Below are 17,155 nucleotides of genomic sequence, written 5' to 3'. Positions count from 1 at the left end.
CATCGGAAACAGAGAACCTAGGCCGCCAGAATGTAATACCAGCGGCGCCAAAATCGTTCAGGTCGGTGATTGATCCTGACCATGCGCAACGATCTACACCACCGGGGTGGTGCCGCGCAAGCCGGGATCGACATGCTCGGGGCGCAGCCCGAGTCCGATCAGCCGGGCGGGGACGCGTCGCAGCCAGGGCAAGCGGGCGAGCAGGCGCACCGGCAGCGGCGGGCGCGGCGCCTGCCGGCCGCCCAGCACGCGGGCGATGATGCGGCCCTGGGCCAGCACCTGCAGGCGCTGCGTCGCCCAGGTCGGCCAGGCCCGCCGGCGCTGCACGCGGCGCAGGTCCGACACCCGCAGCCGGCGCTCGCGCAGCGGCGCGGCCAGGAGGTTGGCGGCGGCGACCGCGTCCTGGATGGCGAGGTTGATGCCGACCCCGCCGATCGGCGACATCGCATGCGCGGCATCGCCGATGCACAGCAGCCCCGGCCGCGACCAGGCTCGCAGCCGGTCGACCGCGACCGTCAGCAGCTTCACCGCCTCCCACGCGGTGACGGCGGCGGCGCGGGCCGCCAGGAACGGGGCGAGCCGCGCCAGCCGGGCATGGAAATCGGGCAGCCCGCGGGCGCGCAACGCCTCGAATCCGCCCTTGGGGATGACGTAGCCGCATTGCCAGTGCCCGCCGCGGTCGATCAGCACCAGGATCTCGCCGGCCCCGAACACGCCCATGCTCTCCTGCGGGTCGGACGCCTCGCGCGGCAGACGAAACCACAGCACATCCATCGGTGCGCCGAGCCGGCGCACCGGCAATCGTGCCGCCTGCCGCACGATGGAGCCGCGGCCGTCGACCCCCACCACCAGATCGGCCCGCACTTCCAGCGGGCCTGCCGGCGTGCGCGCCTGCACCCCGACAACCCGGCCCGCCTCGGTGAGCAGGCCGGTGACCTCCGCCTGCATGCGCAGGTGAAAGCCGGGATGACGCGCCGCGTCGCGGGCGAGGAAATCCAGGAAATCCCATTGCGGCATGAAGGCAATGAACGGGCATCGCACCGGCAGGGCGCTGAAATCGGCGATGGCGAATCGCGCGCCGTCGATCACCGCGGCGAGTTCATGCGCAGGCTGGTGCGGCAGGCGCAGCAGCTCCTCCAGCAGGCCGAGCTCCGCCATCACCCCGAGCGTCGAGGGGTGGATGGTGTCGCCGCGGAAGTCGCGCAGGAAATCGGCATGCTTTTCCAGCACCAGCACGGCCACGCCGGCGCGCGCAAGCAGGTTGCCGAGCATCACCCCGGCCGGGCCGCCGCCGGCGATGCAGCAGGTGGTCTCGATCCGGTCGGTCATGCGCCGTCGTCCTTCCTTCCGGTGCCGCCCGCGACAACGGGTTCGGCAAGTGTGACGGCGACGCGCCGCAAACAACCTGCCGTGGCGACCGGAGCTGCCGTATAATTCGATGCTCAAGAAACCAACGGGAGGGAACATGACGCAGATTCGCGGCTTCGTCCCGCCGACCCGCCAGGTCGACGCATTGGGGGTCCATTCGCTCGATCATTTCTGCCTGAGCGTTCCGGATCTGGAAGAAGCACGGCGCTTCTTCACCGCCTTCGGCCTCGACGTGCGCGCCCGCGCCAATGCGCTCGACCTGCATACCGAGGGCCATCCGCATCGCTGGGCGACGCTACGCGAAGGGGCGGGGCGGGAAGGGGCGCTGCAATACCTGTCCTTCGGCGCCTTCGCCGACGATCTCGGGCGATTCGCGGCGCGGCTCGACGCGCTGGGGGTGGAGCGGATCACGCCCCCCGCGGGCACCAGCGGCGACGGGCTGTGGTTTCGCGACTGCGACGGCACCGCGATCGAGATCCGGGTCGCCCCCAAATCCTCCCCCAACCAGAAGGCTGGCACCGAGACCGGATCGGTCCCGGCCGGGCTGCGGGGAGCCACTCCGCGCGAACTGGCGCCGCGGGTGCGGCCGCGGCGGATGTCGCATGTGCTGGTCTTCGCCCGCGACCTCCGGCGCTCGATCGGTTTCTATCAGGAGATGCTCGGGCTGCGGCTGTCCGACGAGGTGGGGGGCCTTGCCGCCTTCCTGCACGGCGTGCACGGCAGCGACCACCATCTGCTGGCTTTCGCCGCCGCGGACGCGCCGGGCTATCATCACTCGGCCTGGGACGTCGACAGCGTCAACGCGATCGGCCTCGGGGCGATGCACATGGCCGGAAGCGGCTGGCACGTCGGCTGGGGGCTCGGACGCCATGTGCCGGGATCCAACTACTTCCATTACGTCCGCGATCCCTGGGGAAGCTGGGTCGAATATTCGACCGACATCGACTACATCCCGGTTGGACAGGACTGGCAGCCGCAGTCGCACGGCGTGGAAAACGCGCTGTGCCTGTGGGGACCCGAACCCCCGGCGGATTTCCTCGCCAATCCAACACGACGGCGTAACGATGGCCCGGCCTAGACCGCCATATCCAGGCGCCCGGCGAGGTCCTGGATGAACTGCCAGGCCACCCGGCCCGAGCGGGCGCCGCGCGTCACCGACCACTCCGCCGCCTCGGCCCGCAATTGTTCGGGCTCGATGGCCAGGCCGAAGGCCGCGGCATAGCCCTCGACCATGGCGAAATACGTCTCCTGGTCGCAGTTGTGGAAGCCGATCCACAGCCCGAAGCGATCCGACAACGAAACCTTCTCCTCGGTGGCCTCCGAGGGATTGATCGCGGTCGAGCGCTCGTTCTCCATCATGTCGCGCGGCATCAGGTGGCGACGGTTGGAGGTGGCATAGAACAGAACGTTCTCCGGCCGGCCTTCGATGCCGCCGTCGAGCACCGATTTCAGCGCCTTGTAGTCGGCGTCCTCGCGTTCGAAGGAGAGGTCGTCGCAAAGGATCAGGCAGCGCCGCCGCTGGCCGCGCAGCAGGCGCAGCAATTCGGGCAGGCTGGTGATGTCCTCGCGGTGGATCTCGATCAGGGCGAGGCTGCCCGGGCGCCCGGCATTGGCGGCGGCGTGGGCGGCCTTGACCAGGGAGGACTTGCCCATGCCGCGCGCCCCCCACAGCATGGCGTTGTTCGCGGGCAGGCCACGGGCGAAGCGCAGCGTGTTCTCCACGATGATGCGCTTCTGCCGCTCGATGCCCTGCAGCAGCACGATGTCCACGCGCGCGATGCGGGGCACCGGCAGCAGAGTGCCGGGCAGGCCCGGACGAAGCGATGGCTGCCAGAGGAAGCCATCGGCGGCCCCGAGATCGGCCGGCGGGGGCGATGGCGGGGCCATGCGTTCCACCGCCGCGGCGATCCGCAGCACGGCTTCGATCAGGCGGTGTTTCTTCATCGGGCGGGCTTCCGGGAAACTTGACGTTCGGGGGGCGGAAACTATGGTCCCGCGCGACCCATAGCAACCGGGACCACCTCATGCTGATTTCTCCCGCCTACGCGCAGGATGCCGCCGGCGCCGGCGCCGCCGGCGCGTTCATGCAATTCCTGCCGCTGATCCTGATTTTCGCGGTGTTCTATTTCCTGCTGATCCGCCCGCAGCAGCAGAAGCAGAAGCAGATGCGACTCGCACTCGCGGCGCTGAAGCGGGGCGACCGCGTGATCACCGGCGGCGGCGTGCTCGGCACCGTCAGCAAGGCGCCGAAGAACGAGGATCGCGAGATCGAACTCGAGATCGCCCCCAACGTGCGCATCGCCGTGCTGCGCGAGACGATCAGCGCCGTGATCACGCCCCAGCCGGCCAACGACTCCAAGCCCGCCGCGAAGCCGGCCAGGGCTGCCGGCGAGGCCGCCAAGCCGCTGCCGGATATCAAGGCGGTGAAGGAATGGCTCGATAAGAAGGGCTGGTTCAACAAGAAGAAGGTCTGATCCGGACGGGTCACGACCCATCGGTCCGCTGCGCGGGCCGCTCGCCAGGGGGCTTCGCCCCCTGGACCCCCACCAAGGGCCACACGGCCCTTGGATCCCGATCGTTTCCGTCGGGAATGGGGCAGGGAAGCCCTGGGCTCAGCCGAGCTGGGCTTCGGCGAACTCGTAATTGGCGAGCTTGTCGAGGTAGTTCTGGGCATAGTCCGGACGGCGGTTGCGGAAGTCCAGGTAGTAGCTGTGCTCCCACACATCGAGGCCGAGCAGCACCTTGCCTTCGCCGGAGGCGAGCGGGTTGGAGCCGTTCGGGGTCTTGGTGACCTTGAGCTTGCCGTCGCTGCCGAGCACCAGCCAGGCCCAGCCTGACCCGAACTGGCTGATCGCCGCCGCCTTGAAGGCGTCCTTGAACGCGGAAACCGAGCCGAAATCGGCGGTGATCTTCTGCTCCAGCTTGCCCGGAATGCCGCCGCCCGTGGGCGAGAGGTTCTGCCAGAACAGGATGTGGTTCCAGTGCTGGCCGGCATTGTTGAACACCGGCGCCAGATCGGGCTTCTCGTGGGACAGCTTGATGATGTCCTCGAGCGACTTGCCCTTCAGGGCATCGTTCTTCTCGACGAAGCCATTGAGCGCGGTCACATAGGCTTGATGATGCTTGCCATGGTGTAGCTCCAGCGTCTCCTGGCACATGCCACGCTCGGCGAGCGCATTGTGCGAGTAGGGCAGGGAGGGGAGTTCAAAGGCCATGGAGCGTTCTCCGATCTGTTCAGACCGTTGCGGTTGCGATGGGACGCCGCCGCAACAATGCCCACGCTAGCTATGAACGCTCCTGGGCATCGTCAACCCGCGCCCGGCTCAAGCTTGCGCGTTTCTCCGATCCGGAGGAAAGGCGCGGGCATGAGCCCAGACCCCCTGCTGGCCCTGGTGCGCCGGCATGATCCCGACCGGTTCCTCGCCTGCCTGTTCGCCCCGCCGGAGCGGCGCGGCACCTTGCTCGTGCTCTGCGCCTTCAACCACGAGATCGCGCGGGCCCGCGAAGTGGCGAGCGAGCCGACCCTGGCGCTGATCCGGCTGCAATGGTGGCGCGAGGTGATCGAGGGCGCGCGCCGCCAGCACGAGGTGGCAGGCCCGCTCGGGGCCGCGCTCGACGAGGGCCGGCTGCGGCCGGCCGAGTTGCTGGAGATGATCGAGGCACGGGAAGCCGAGACCGAGCCCGCCCTGCGCGACCGCGACGCCTGGGAAACCTATCTGCGCGGCACGGCGGGGGCGCTGGCGGCGGCGGCCGGGCATGCGCTCGGGGCCGAGGGGGCGCTGCTGGAGCGGCTGCGCGGCCTTGGCATGGCCTATGGGGTGGCAGGCCAGTTGCGCAGTTTCCGGCTGCTGGCGCGACAAGGGCGGTGCCTGCTGCCGGAGGACATGCTGGCCGGGCAGGGCCTGAGCGTCGCCGAGGCGATCGCCCGGCCCGCCGCCGAGGGCGTGCGGGCCATCCGCGCGCATCTGGCGCAGTACGGGCGGGAGTTGCTCGCGCAGGGCGCCGGAGGGCTGCCCCGCCCGGTGCTGGCGGCGGCGCTGCCGGCGGTGCTGGCGCGGCGCGACCTGCGCGATCCCGAGGCCGCCCCCGGCCCGCGCGGCCTGGGCGACCGGCTGGCGGTGCTCCGCGCCGCCGTGCTCGGGCGGGTTTAGACGGGCGCCCTTCGCTCTTCCGGCCCATAACCGGTGGGGGCTGTGCGCCCGTGCGGTGCCGCGGCGGCCAGTCTGCTGCCGATGTTGAAAGCCTGGTGCAGCACCTTTTCCCGGGATGGCGCATCGGCATGCAGCAGCACGTCCGATCCCACCACCGGCGCGCCGCAGTAGCCGAAGATCCCGTGGTCGATTTGCGTCCGCATGGCATCGGCGTAGCCATGCCGCGCGAAGGTCCCCTGGTCGGCGCCGCCGATGCCGACGAGTTGCACCGCCAGACGGCCGAGCCGCTTCACCGTGGTGCCCTCCGGCTGGTCGTCATAAGCCCAGCCCTGGGTGAAGACGCGATCGATCCATCCCTTCAGCAATCCGGGCATCGACCACCAATAGATCGGGTAGACCAGCACCAGCAGGTCGGCCCGGTCGATCCGCCGCTGTTCGGCGAGAACGCCGGCATCGGCCGCGCCGCGGCGGTTGAACAGCGCGATGTCCGCGACCGTGAAGCGCGGGTCGAAGCCTTCGGCGGCGAGATCGGCCATCTCGGTCGTGTGGCCAGGATGGGCTTCGATGCCGGCGATCACCTGCCGCGCAACCGCATGGGTGAAGGATGCGGCATCGGGATGTGCCGTAACGACGAGGGCATGCATGGCGGACCGTCCGATTGGTTGGCTCGCGGGTGCGAGCGTCATATACTTTTGGTAAGTTACTTTTAGTAGGTTGTTTGTCAAGCATGCCCAGCGCCAAGCCGATGCCTGCTCCGGCCCGCCGCCGCCTGTCCCGTGAAGAGCGGCATGCGCAGTTGATCGACACCGCCCGGCGCCTGGTGCGGGAAGAAGGGACCGACGCGTTGACCCTCGGGCGGCTCGCCGGGCAGGCCGGCGTGACCAAGCCCGTGGTCTACGACCATTTCGAGACGCGCAATGGCCTGCTGGTCGCGCTCTATCGCGACTACGACGCGCGCCAGACCGCGATCATGGATGCCGCGCTGGCAGCCTGCGCCCCCACCCTGGCGGCCAGGGCGGAGGTCATCGCCTCGGCTTACGTCAGATGCGTCATGACGCAGGGCCAGGAGATCCCCGGCGTCGCCGCCGCGCTCGTCGGCGCCCCGGAGATGGACGCACTGAAACGCAGCTACCAGGCCGGCTTCATCGACAAGTGCCGTGCCATCCTGGCCCCCTTCGCCGAGGGCGGCAGCCTTGCCCTGGCCGCCCTCTGGGCCATGCTGGGCGCGGCGGATGCCCTGTCCGATGCCGCGGCACGCGGTGAGATCGCCAGGGACGAGGCGGTGCAGGAGCTACGCCGCATCATCCTCGGCATGGTGGAACGCGCGCGGCCCGGCCCCTGAAAATCCGTCGCGTGTGCCCGTGGGTCAGAGCGGCTTGCGCAACAGGCAGTCGAAGGCGCCGAGGCGCCCCTCGGCCATCGCCCGCGCGTTGTTGCGCATCGCCGGGATCAACGAGGCCCCCATCAGCACGTGCATGCCAAGCCGGGGCGGGCCCGAGGCCGCGATGCGGCGCCGCGCTTCCTCCTGGGCGGCGATGCAGGCGGCGGTGGTATCGTGCAGCGCTACCAGGGTGAAGCCGGCCTCGCGTGCGTGCCGGGCGATCGCTTCCGGCGGATCGAGGAAGCTGGTCGCGGAATCGCTTGCCCAGGGCTGGGGATAATCAGGCGGGCCGGCCGGTCCCAGCGTGATCTGTGCCAGCGCGAAAGCGCCGCCCGGACGCAGCACCCGGAAGGCTTCGGCGTAGAAGCGCGGCTTGTCGGCGATGTTCATGATCGCGTTCTGCGAGAAGACATGGTCGAAGCTGGCATCGGCGAAGGGCAGGTCGGTGGCGCTGCCGGGCACCGCGCGCACCCGGCCCGTGAGGCCGCAGGCAGCGGTCAGGGTGTCGGCGGCGGCGCAGTACTCCGCGATCAGGTCGAGGGCGGTCACCTCGCAGCCATGCTGCGCCGCGATCCAGCGTGCCGGGCCGCCGAGCCCCGCCCCGATGTCGAGGATGTGGTCGCCATCCCGCGGGGCCAGCAGCCCGGCCAGTTCCGCCGTGGCATCCAGGCCGCGCCCATGGAACTGGTCGAGCGGCGCCAGGGTCCAGGGCGTCAGCGGAACCTCCGCTCCCTCGGCCTCGCGCAGGGCCGCGAGCAGGCCGGCGGCGATGTCACCGCGCGCATAGTGACGGGAAATCGACGCAACATCGGCCATGGCCGGGTTTCTCCTCCCTGATCGACAGGGAGGATTATGTCGCATAGCCGGTTCCGTTGCGCGACCGCTCAGATCCGGCGTGGCATCAGCACCGTGGTGTCGAGGTCGAGCACGACCGCGGGATGCGGCGCGCCCTTGGCGTCGCGATCGGGGAAGTCGCCGCAGGGATGGTCCTTGGCCGCGACCGTGCGCAGGCGCAGTGCCCCGAGATCGGCCCGCCCCGGCAGCGCATCGCGGGCGACCACCTCGGACCAGGCGTAGATCGTGTCGCCGGCGAAGACCGGGGCGACGTGGCGGCCGGCATTGAGCGCCGCCACCTTGAAGGCGTTGGCGAGGCCATTGAAGGACAGGGCGCGGGCCAGGCTGATGACGTGGCCGCCATAGACCAGCCGGCGCCCGAAGCGCCCGCCACGGGCGGCGTGCAGGTCGAAATGCACGCGGGCGGTGTTCTGCCACAGGCGGGTGGCCAGCATATGATCGGCTTCCTCGATGGTGACGCCATCCACGTGGTCGATCCGCTCGCCTACGTCATAGTCGTCCCACAGCGCGGTGCTGCCCGAGAGGGTGGTGTCGTAGCCACGCAGATCCACGCCGTCCGGCACGACCAGCGCATCGACGGGCACGTGGGCGGGAAGCTCCGGCGCCACCGGCGCGGGCGGCGGCGCGTCGAGGACGCGCTTGCGCACGAGCACCCAGCGCACATAGGACAGAACCTCTTCGTCGTATTGGTTGATGCCGACCGAGCGCACATGGACCACGCCGGCATCGCCCTTGGCGCTCTCGCGCAGCCCGATCACTTCCGAGACGGCGCGGAGCGTATCGCCCGGATAGACCGGCCGGCCGAACCGGCCATCGGCATAGCCGAGATTGGCCACCGCATTGCGCGAGATGTCCGGCACGGTCTTGCCGAACACGATGTGGAACACCAGCCAGTCATCCAGCGGCGCCCCCGGCAGCCCGATCGCCGCGGCCAGGGTGCGGCTCGACTGCACGGCGAAGCGCGAGCCATAGAGCGCGGTGTGCAACGCCACGTCGCCTTCGGTGACGGTGCGCGGCGTCGCGTGCACGATGGTCTGGCCCAGCCGGAAATCCTCGAAGAAGGCGCCGTCCGTGGTCTTGCTGCCCGACATGAGGTTTCCCTTGTCCCGGTGCGGATGACGTGCGCCAGCGTCTCAGGTGACCTGCGGCGGTCCCGCCACCACCCCGGCCGCGCGCAGGCGTCCGATCTCGGTGTCGCTCAGGCCCAGCTCCTGGCGCAAAATCTCGTCCGTGTGTTCGCCCAGCAGCGGCGCGCGACGTGGCGGCTGGCGGGGCAGGGCGCCGAAGGCGATCGGCGAGCCAGGAACCCGGTAGCGACCGATCCCGGGTTGATCGAGCATCGCGAACATCGCATTGGCGGGCGAGCAGCGCGGGTCTTCCGCGAGCATTTGCCGGAAGGTCTGATAGGGGCCCCAGCACACCCCGGTGCCATCGAAGGCCGTGCGGATCTCATCGAGGCTGCGCGCCAGGCACCAGGGGCGCAGCAACGCGGAGATCGCCTCGCGCGCCTGGAAGCGGTCCCCCTCGCGGTGGCGCAGATCGCATTCCAGCAGTGCTTCCAGCGCCTCGAACCGGGCGGCGAGGCCGGTCGCCTTGCCGAGTTCCCGCCACATGCGATCGGTGACGACGGCGATGTAGATCAGGCGGCCATCCCGGGTTTCGAACGGCGCGCCATAGGCGCCGTACAGTTCGTTGCCGCAGGCACGCCGGTCGGTGTCGTTGACCTCCACCTCGGCGATGCAGCCCAGATGGCCGGTCATGGCAAAGGCAATGTCGGAGAGGGCGATGCGGACTTTCTGGCCTTCGCCCGTCAGCCGCCGGTGCCGTTCCGCGGCGAGCAACGCCAGCGCGAGATGCGTCCCCGCCAGCGCGTCCCAGACCGGCATGACATGGTTGACCGGGTTCACCGCCGCGCTGCCGCGATCCGGGCCGGTGACGAAGGGAAAGCCCACGGCGCAGTTCACGGTATAGTCGACCGCCGCGCTGCCATCGGGATTGCCGACCAGTTCCAGCATGATGAGATCCGGCCGCTCGGCGCGCAGGGCCTCGTAGCTCATCCAGCCCTTGCCGGTTGGGAGGTTGGTAAGAAACAGGCCGTTGCCCGGCCCCGGAGCGGCCAGCAAGGCGCGGACCAGCGCCTGGCCTTCGGGTTTCGTGGTATCCACCGCGAGCGAGCGTTTGCCCTTGTTGAGCCCGGCCCAATACAGACTTTGGCCGTCAGCGGTGACGGGCCAGCGCCTGGCGTCGGGTCCGCCCTGCACCGGATCGAACCGGATCACGTCCGCGCCCATCTGCGCCAGCGTCATGCCGGCCAGGGGGGCGGCGACGAAGGCCGATGCTTCCACCACGCGGATGCCGTCCAGAATGCCGGGCATGAGGCCCCCCTGGGTGTTGTCGCCGGCCGGAAGCGGCCGCGCCGCGTTGGAATGGTCGTGAGAACTGAGCGTGCGACAGTCTGCCCCAGCCGATCACGGCGGGGCGAGGATCATCAATGATGGTGCCCATCAATCACGCTTGAAATGCGGCAACCGGTGCCAGTACGCTGATGGCCACACGCTGACCATCGCCACAGGAAACGCCGTCACGACGCCACAGGCTGGCCGGGGCCGGGGATCCGGGCGTGTTGTCGCGCCTGTCCCCGCCGCAATGGCCGCCCCGCGGGCAGGGAGGACGCGCCGTGCGCAGCAAAATCGTGACAGCCGACGAGGCGATCGCCCTGATCCGTGACGGCGATACCCTCTCGAGCACCGGATTCGTGCAGACCGGTTTCGCCGAGGCCCTGCTGGTGGCATTGGAACGGCGCTTCCTTGCCACCGGCCGGCCACGCGACCTGACCTTGTTCGCCGCCGCCGGGCAGGGGGACGGCAAGGAACTCGGCCTCAACCATCTCGGCCACGAAGGATTGCTGCGGCGGGTGGTGGCCGGGCACTGGGCGCGCATGCCGAAAGTCGGGCAGCTCGCGCTCGCCGACAGGATCCAGGCCTACAACCTGCCGCAGGGCATCATCTGCCAGTTGTTCCGCGACCTCGCCGCGGGCAAGCCCGGCACGTTTTCCAAAGTTGGCCTGCACAGCTTCGTCGATCCGCGCCACGGCGGCGGACGGATCAACGCCGCCACCACCCGCGACATCGTCAGGCTGGTCGAGGTCGATGGCGAGGAATGGCTGTTCTACAAGGTCGGTCGCGTCAACGTCGCCTTCATCCGCGGCAGCACCGCCGACACCTTCGGCAACATCACCATGGAGCGCGAGGCGCTGCTGCTCAACAACCTCGCCATGGCGATGGCGGCGAAGAACAGCAACGGCATCGTCATCGCCCAGGTCGAGCGCATCGCCGAACGCGGCGCGCTGCCCGCGCGGCAGGTCAAGATCCCGGGGATCCTGGTCGATTGCGTCGTCGTCGCCGAGCCACACCAGCACCGGCAGACGGTGTCCACCCAGTACAACCCGGCCTATGCCGGTGAATTCCGGGTGCCCCATATCGGCCCGGTGGCAGCCGCGCTGGATGCGCGCAAGATCATCGCTCGCCGTGCCGCTTTCGAACTGCCGCCCAACGGCATCATCAATCTCGGCGTCGGCATGCCCGAAGGCGTGGCCGGGATCGCCGGCGAGGAACGCATTTCCCATCTGCTGACACTGACCGTGGAATCCGGTCTGATCGGTGGCATTCCCTCGACCGGCGGCGATTTCGGCACTGGCGTCAACATGGACGCGGTGATCGAGGAAAACCAGCAATTCGACTTCTACGACGGCGGCGGCCTCGACATGGCCTGCCTTGGCATGGCCGAGTGCGACGCGGCGGGCAATGTCAATGTCAGCCGCTTCGGCAGCCGCCTGACCGGCGCCGGCGGGTTCATCAACATCAGCCAGAATGCACGGCTTGTCGTATTCGTCGGCACCTTTACCGGCGCGGGGCTTCAGGTCGCGGTGGAGGACGGCCGGCTCCGCATCCTTGCCGAAGGGCGGCGCCGGAAATTCGTGCGGCAGGTCGAGCAGATCACCTTCAACGGCCAGTACGCGCATGATCGCGGCAAGCCGGTCTATTACGTCACCGAGCGCTGCGTGTTCCGGCGGGTGCCCGAGGGGCTCGCGCTGATCGAGGTCGCCCCCGGCATCGACATCGGCCGCGACATCCTCGCGCAGATGGATTTCACCCCGGTCATCGATGAACCGATCCCGATGGATCCGCGCATCTTCATGGCGGAACCGATGAACCTGGAAGCGGAACTGCTCAACCTGTCGCTGCCGGAACGCGTCATCTACGATGCCGGGCGCAACATCCTGTTCCTCAATTTCGAGGGCCTGTACGTGCGCGTCGCCGGGGACGTGCAGGCGATCTGGGATATCTGCGAACAACGCTGCCGCGCGGCCGGCAAGCGGGTCGGCGTGGTCATCAACTACGACCGGTTCCGCATCAGCCAGGAGGCAACCGACGCCTACGCGGAGATGGACCGGCATTTCCTGGCCCATTACTTCACGCGAATCACCCGCTACGCCACCTCGGCCTTCCTGCGCGCCAAGCTCGGCGAGGCGCTCTCGCGGCGCGACATCGCCCCGCACGTGTTCGAGCGCCGGGAGGACGCGCAGGCCTTCCTGACGACGCTCGGCGAGACGGCGCAGGCCACCAACCAGGATGAGGAGACGCGTCCATGAAGCTGCCCGGCGACTTCTATCGCCCGCTCGCGATCGGGGCACCGACCCCGCTGCGCGAATTGCCCGTCGTGCCGGAGCGCATGCTCCATTTCTTCCCGCCGCATCTGGCCAAGGTCCGCGCGAAGGTGCCGGAGCTGGTCGGCAAGGTCGACGTGCTGGTCGGCAATCTCGAGGACGCCATCCCGGCCGATGCGAAGGAGGCGGCGCGGACCGGGTTCATCGAACTGGCGGAGGCGGTCGACTTCCGGGAAACGCGGCTGTGGACGCGCGTCAACGCGCTCAACAGCCCCTGGGTGCTGGATGACCTGCTGCAGGTCGTCGGCCGGGTGGGCCACAAGCTCGACGTAGTGATGCTGCCGAAAGTGGAGGGGCCCTGGGACATCCACTATCTCGACCAGTTGCTTGCTCAGCTCGAGGCACGGCACCGGATCGGCCGGCCCATCCTGATCCACGCGCTGCTGGAAACCGCGCTCGGCGTGCGCAACGTCAACGAGATCGCCGCCGCCAGCCCGCGCATGCACGGCATGAGCCTCGGGCCGGCGGACCTGGCCGCGTCGCGGGGCATGAAGACCACGCGGATCGGCGGCGGCCATCCTTCCTATGGCGTGCTGGCGGACGCGACCGCGGACGGCGCCCCCCGCGCCTTCGTGCAGCAGGACCTGTGGCACGCCACCGTGGTGCGCATGGTCGATGCCTGCCGGGCCAGCCAGCTCCGCCCGTTCTACGGCCCGTTCGGGGATTTCGAGGACCCGGCCGCGTGTGAGGCGCAGTTCCGCAACGCCTTCCTGCTTGGCTGCGTCGGCGCCTGGACGTTGCATCCGAGCCAGATCGCCATCGCCCGGCGCGTGTTCAGCCCGGAGCCGGCCGAGGTCCGCATGGCACTGCGGATCCTGGAAGCGATGCCCGACGGCAGCGGCGCGGCGATGCTGGATGGCAAGATGCAGGATGACGCCACCTGGAAACAGGCCAAGGTGATCGTCGATCTGGCCCGGCTGGTGGCGGGGCGTGATCCGGAATTCGCGGCGCTGTATGGGTTTGGCTGAGCCAGGCGGGGCGTTGCCCCGCACCCGACCAGGAGGCTTCGCCTCCTGGACCTCCACCAAGGGCTTCGCCCTTGGAACCCGATACTCTGTGCCGCGCAGCGCGAATGGGATCCAAGGGCCTTGTGGCCGTCACGCGACCGCGTGCGTGCGCACGACGGCAGGTCCAGGGCGGAGCCCTTGCCTTTCAATAAAGCGTGTTGTGAACCGGGTAGCGGCTGGCCTGCAGCCGGGAACGGGCGACGCGGCGGACATCGTTCAGCGAGGGCCAGGAACTGCCGTCGATTTCCTCGAGCCGCAAATCAGTGGCCACGAAGCGGAAGCCTTCGTGCAGGCGCACCGCAGCGCCAACGAAAACGCCATCGATCTCAATGACATGGGATTGCAGCATCATATATCACCGGACCGGATCAACCGGTCGGAGCCTTCTATCGTGGAGGGAATGAACGAGTGAGGGGCGGTCAAATGCCGGAAAGGCAACAGCAAACCACGCCTCGCATTCGGATATAATTGCTGGCGAGGGCTGGCGAACGCCACATGGTTGCTCTCTCTCACTCCGTAAGCCGGAAGGAATGCGCTTTTAAACCACGGCGCGTTGCCGCAGTCAATGGAAATGCACATCATGAACGTGGATAATCTGTTAAACGATCGAATTCCGTGATTTCAGGCCCGCTTGCGCGAGCGTTCCGGCCGGCGCGGCGCCAGCAGCGGGGCGAGGAAGCGGCCGGTATGGCTCTCGGCGTTGGCTGCGACCTGCTCGGGCGTGCCTTCGGCGACGATGCGCCCGCCGCCTTCGCCGCCTTCCGGCCCAAGATCGATGATCCAGTCCGCGGTCTTGATGACTTCCAGGTTGTGCTCGATCACCACCACCGTGTTGCCGGCATCGACCAGCGCGTGCAGCACCTCCAGCAGCTTGCGTACGTCCTCGAAATGCAGGCCGGTGGTGGGTTCGTCGAGGATGTAGAGCGTGCGCCCGGTGGCGCGGCGGGCCAGTTCCTTGGACAGCTTGATGCGCTGCGCCTCGCCGCCGGAGAGCGTGGTGGCCTGCTGTCCCAGGCTGATATAGCCAAGCCCGACCTGCTGCAGGATCTTCAGCCGGTCATGGATGCGGTTGACGGCAGAGAAATAGGGCACCGCCTCGTCCACCGTCATCGCCAGCACGTCGGCGATCGACTTGTCGCGGAACTTCACTTCCAGCGTCTCGCGATTGTAGCGCTTGCCCTTGCAGGTGTCGCAGGTGACGAAGATGTCGGGCAGGAAGTGCATCTCGATCTTCAGCACGCCGTCGCCCTGGCAGGCCTCGCAGCGCCCGCCCTTGACGTTGAAGGAGAAGCGGCCGGGCTTGTAGCCGCGCGCGCGGGATTCCGGCAATTCGGCGAACCAGTCGCGGATTGGCGCGAACAGGTCGGTGTAGGTGGCCGGGTTCGATCGCGGTGTGCGGCCGATCGGCGACTGGTCGATGTCGATGATCTTGTCGAGCAGATCGAGCCCTTCGATGCGGCCATGCGGCGCCGGCACCTCGCCGCTGCCCATCAGCCGGCGGCTGACCGCCTTGTAGAGCGTGTCGATCACCAGCGTGGACTTGCCGCCGCCGGAGACCCCGGTGACGCAGGTGAAGGTGCCGAGCGGGAAGGCCGCGGTGACGTCCTTGAGGTTGTTGCCCTTGGCGCCGACGACGCGAAGGATGCGGTCCTTCTGCAGCGGGCGGCGCATCGGCGGCACCTCGATCCGCCTGCGCCCCGAGAGATAGGCGCCGGTGAGGGAGGTGGGATGCGCGGCGACCTGCGCCGGCGTGCCCTTGGCCACCACCTCGCCGCCATGGATGCCGGCCGCCGGCCCCATGTCGATCAGGTGGTCGGCGGCGCGGATCGCGTCCTCATCATGCTCGACCACCAACACGGTGTTGCCGAGCGATTTCAGCCGCCGCAGCGTTGCCAGCAGCCGTTCGTTGTCGCGCTGGTGCAGCCCGATCGAAGGCTCGTCCAGCACATACAGCACGCCGGTCAGGCCCGAGCCGATCTGGGACGCGAGGCGGATGCGCTGGCTCTCCCCGCCCGAAAGGGTGGTGGAGCCGCGCGCGAGCGTGAGGTAGTCGAGCCCCACATCCACCAGGAAGGTCAGGCGTTCGATGATCTCGCGCAGGATGCGGCGGGCGATCTCGGCGCGTTGCGGCGTCAGCGTGGGCATCACCTCGTTGAACCAGGCCAGCGCCCGGCGGATCGACAGCTCGGAGGCTTCGGCGATGGTGCTGCCGGCGACCTTGACCGCCAGCGCCTCCGGCTTGAGGCGGGCGCCGTGGCAGGTGGCGCAGGGCTTTTCCGCCTGGTAACGGCTGAGGTCCTCGCGTACCCAGGCGCTGTCGGTTTCCTGGAAACGGCGCTGCAGGTTGCGCAGCACGCCCTCGAACGGCTTGGTCACCGTGTACTGGCGGACCCCGTCCTTGTAGGTCATCGCCACCGGTTCCTCGCCGGTGCCGTTGAGGATGGCGTCGCAGACGCGCTTCGGCAGCTCACTCCAGGGGGTGCGGGGCGACACCTTGAAATGCTTGGCCAGGCTCTGCAGCGTCTGGTCGTAATACGGGCTCTGCGCATTGGCCCAGGGCAGCACCGCGCCGGCACCGAGGGCGACGCGCTCATCCGGCACCACCAGATGCGGGTCGAAGAAGGTCTCCACGCCCAGCCCGTCGCAGGCCGGGCAGGCGCCGTGCGGGGAGTTGAAGCTGAACAGCCGCGGCTCGATCTCCTCGATCGAGAAGCCGCTGACCGGGCAGGCGAAGCGCGAGGAGAACACGGTGCGCTCCCCGTCGTCGGCGCCCTCGGCATAGACCACGCCGTCGGCAAGGCCGAGCGCCGTCTCGAAACTGTCGGCGAGGCGCTGCTGCACGCCGTCGCGCACCACGATGCGGTCCACCACCGCCTCGATGTCGTGCTTGATCTTGCGGTTCAGCGACGGCACCTCGCCGATTTCGTAGAGCTTGCCGTCAACCTTGACGCGGGTGAAGCCGCGGCGCTGCAGCTCGGCCAGTTCCTTGCGGTACTCGCCCTTGCGGTCGCGCACCACGGGCGCCAGCAGCAGCAACCGTGTTCCTTCCTTCATCGCCATGACCCGGTCGACCATCTGGCTGACCGTCTGCGCCTCGATCGGCAGGCCGGTGGCGGGCGAATAGGGCACGCCCACCCGCGCCCAGAGCAGGCGCATGTAGTCGTGGATCTCGGTGACGGTGCCGACGGTGGAGCGCGGGTTGCGGCTGGTGGTCTTCTGCTCGATGGAAATGGCGGGCGAGAGGCCCTCGATCGCATCGACGTCGGGCTTGCCCATCAGCTCCAGGAATTGCCGTGCATAGGCCGAGAGCGATTCGACGTAGCGGCGCTGGCCCTCGGCATAGATCGTATCGAAGGCAAGCGATGACTTGCCCGACCCCGACAGGCCGGTGATCACGGTCAGGCTGTCGCGCGGGATCTCGACATCCACGTTCTTGAGATTGTGCTCGCGCGCACCGCGCACGCGGATGGAGCCGGCCATCGGTGGGTCGTCCTTGTGTCGGGTCTTGGGAAGGGGGTGGATTGTGTTCTTGAACTGTTCCCCCTATATGGACCTTCCGGGCCGGCTTGGGAAGCCTGCAGAGCATGCACAGGCTGCCATGCTGGGGGCCGGCGCTGGCCTGCCCACCGGGTCCCGGCTAGTGTGGAACGAGTGAATCGGGACGAGA

At 68.8% G+C, this 17,155-nt stretch carries 14 protein-coding genes and 1 pseudogene; 6 read left to right on the top strand and 9 right to left on the bottom strand.

What is annotated here, in order from left to right; genetic code table 11:
- Positions 1 to 93: 93 nt before the first annotated feature.
- Complete coding sequence (locus tag NBY65_RS26870; RefSeq protein WP_150043940.1) at positions 94 to 1,329, bottom strand: FAD-dependent oxidoreductase; 1,236 nt, start codon at positions 1,327 to 1,329, stop codon at positions 94 to 96.
- Positions 1,330 to 1,465: 136 nt separating this feature from the next.
- Between NBY65_RS26870 and NBY65_RS26865 the strand changes: the two genes are divergently transcribed.
- Entirely contained in the window at positions 1,466 to 2,446 is a 981-nt protein-coding gene (locus NBY65_RS26865) for a VOC family protein (RefSeq protein ID WP_150043938.1), read from the top strand.
- Here NBY65_RS26865 and NBY65_RS26860 read toward each other — a convergent pair.
- Positions 2,443 to 3,312 (bottom strand): ATP-binding protein, encoded by an 870-nt coding sequence (locus NBY65_RS26860; protein ID WP_150043936.1) that lies wholly within the window; start codon positions 3,310 to 3,312, stop codon positions 2,443 to 2,445. The genes NBY65_RS26865 and NBY65_RS26860 overlap by 4 nt on opposite strands.
- Before the next feature lie 80 nt (positions 3,313 to 3,392).
- Between NBY65_RS26860 and yajC the strand changes: the two are divergent.
- Positions 3,393 to 3,740: pseudogene (gene yajC, locus NBY65_RS26855) on the top strand (preprotein translocase subunit YajC); the annotation flags it as partial.
- A gap of 240 nt (positions 3,741 to 3,980) precedes the next feature.
- Here the strand turns inward: yajC and NBY65_RS26850 are convergent.
- Complete coding sequence (locus NBY65_RS26850) at positions 3,981 to 4,583, bottom strand: superoxide dismutase (protein ID WP_150043932.1); 603 nt, start codon at positions 4,581 to 4,583, stop codon at positions 3,981 to 3,983.
- 150 nt (positions 4,584 to 4,733) lie between these two features.
- Between NBY65_RS26850 and NBY65_RS26845 the strand changes: the two genes are divergently transcribed.
- Positions 4,734 to 5,519, top strand: coding sequence for a squalene/phytoene synthase family protein (locus NBY65_RS26845; protein ID WP_150043930.1), 786 nt, complete (start codon positions 4,734 to 4,736; stop codon positions 5,517 to 5,519).
- Here the strand turns inward: NBY65_RS26845 and NBY65_RS26840 are convergent.
- Complete coding sequence (locus NBY65_RS26840) at positions 5,516 to 6,163, bottom strand: NAD(P)H-dependent oxidoreductase (RefSeq protein WP_150043928.1); 648 nt, start codon at positions 6,161 to 6,163, stop codon at positions 5,516 to 5,518. The two genes, NBY65_RS26845 and NBY65_RS26840, sit on opposite strands and share 4 nt — an antisense overlap.
- Positions 6,164 to 6,246: 83 nt before the next feature.
- Here NBY65_RS26840 and NBY65_RS26835 point away from each other — a divergent pair, with 83 nt between their 5' ends.
- Positions 6,247 to 6,861, top strand: coding sequence for a TetR/AcrR family transcriptional regulator (locus NBY65_RS26835; protein ID WP_150043926.1), 615 nt, complete (start codon positions 6,247 to 6,249; stop codon positions 6,859 to 6,861).
- Between the two features lie 24 nt (positions 6,862 to 6,885).
- Here the strand turns inward: NBY65_RS26835 and NBY65_RS26830 are convergent, their stop codons facing one another.
- The 3 genes from NBY65_RS26830 to NBY65_RS26820 form a co-directional block, all read right to left on the bottom strand.
- Positions 6,886 to 7,716, bottom strand: a complete 831-nt coding sequence (locus NBY65_RS26830) for a methyltransferase domain-containing protein (protein WP_162530800.1) — start codon at positions 7,714 to 7,716, stop codon at positions 6,886 to 6,888.
- Positions 7,717 to 7,784: 68 nt separating this feature from the next.
- Positions 7,785 to 8,846, bottom strand: a complete 1,062-nt coding sequence (locus tag NBY65_RS26825; protein WP_150043922.1) for a MaoC family dehydratase — start codon at positions 8,844 to 8,846, stop codon at positions 7,785 to 7,787.
- 42 nt (positions 8,847 to 8,888) lie between these two features.
- A complete protein-coding gene (locus NBY65_RS26820) occupies positions 8,889 to 10,130 on the bottom strand; it encodes a CoA transferase (protein ID WP_150043920.1) in 1,242 nt (413 codons plus the stop codon).
- A gap of 302 nt (positions 10,131 to 10,432) precedes the next feature.
- Between NBY65_RS26820 and NBY65_RS26815 the strand changes: the two genes are divergently transcribed.
- Both NBY65_RS26815 and NBY65_RS26810 read left to right on the top strand, forming a co-directional pair.
- Entirely contained in the window at positions 10,433 to 12,406 is a 1,974-nt protein-coding gene (locus NBY65_RS26815; RefSeq protein ID WP_150043908.1) for an acyl CoA:acetate/3-ketoacid CoA transferase, read from the top strand.
- A complete protein-coding gene (locus tag NBY65_RS26810; protein WP_150043906.1) occupies positions 12,403 to 13,449 on the top strand; it encodes an HpcH/HpaI aldolase/citrate lyase family protein in 1,047 nt (348 codons plus the stop codon). Before NBY65_RS26815 ends, NBY65_RS26810 begins: the two co-directional genes overlap by 4 nt.
- Positions 13,450 to 13,633: 184 nt before the next feature.
- Here NBY65_RS26810 and NBY65_RS26805 read toward each other — a convergent pair whose 3' ends face one another.
- On the bottom strand, positions 13,634 to 13,837 hold the full coding sequence (locus NBY65_RS26805; RefSeq protein WP_162530799.1) for a hypothetical protein: 204 nt from the start codon (positions 13,835 to 13,837) through the stop codon (positions 13,634 to 13,636).
- Between the two features lie 272 nt (positions 13,838 to 14,109).
- Positions 14,110 to 16,968 carry an excinuclease ABC subunit UvrA gene (uvrA, locus tag NBY65_RS26800; RefSeq protein WP_150043902.1) on the bottom strand — a complete coding sequence of 953 codons (2,859 nt, stop codon included), beginning with the start codon at positions 16,966 to 16,968 and terminating at the stop codon, positions 14,110 to 14,112.
- Positions 16,969 to 17,155: the final 187 nt, after the last annotated feature.

Source organism: Rhodovastum atsumiense (assembly GCF_937425535.1).
GTDB lineage: Bacteria > Pseudomonadota > Alphaproteobacteria > Acetobacterales > Acetobacteraceae > Rhodovastum > Rhodovastum atsumiense.
The sequence above is the reverse complement of the archived record's forward strand: the minus strand, read 5'-3'. Positions and strand labels throughout refer to the sequence as shown.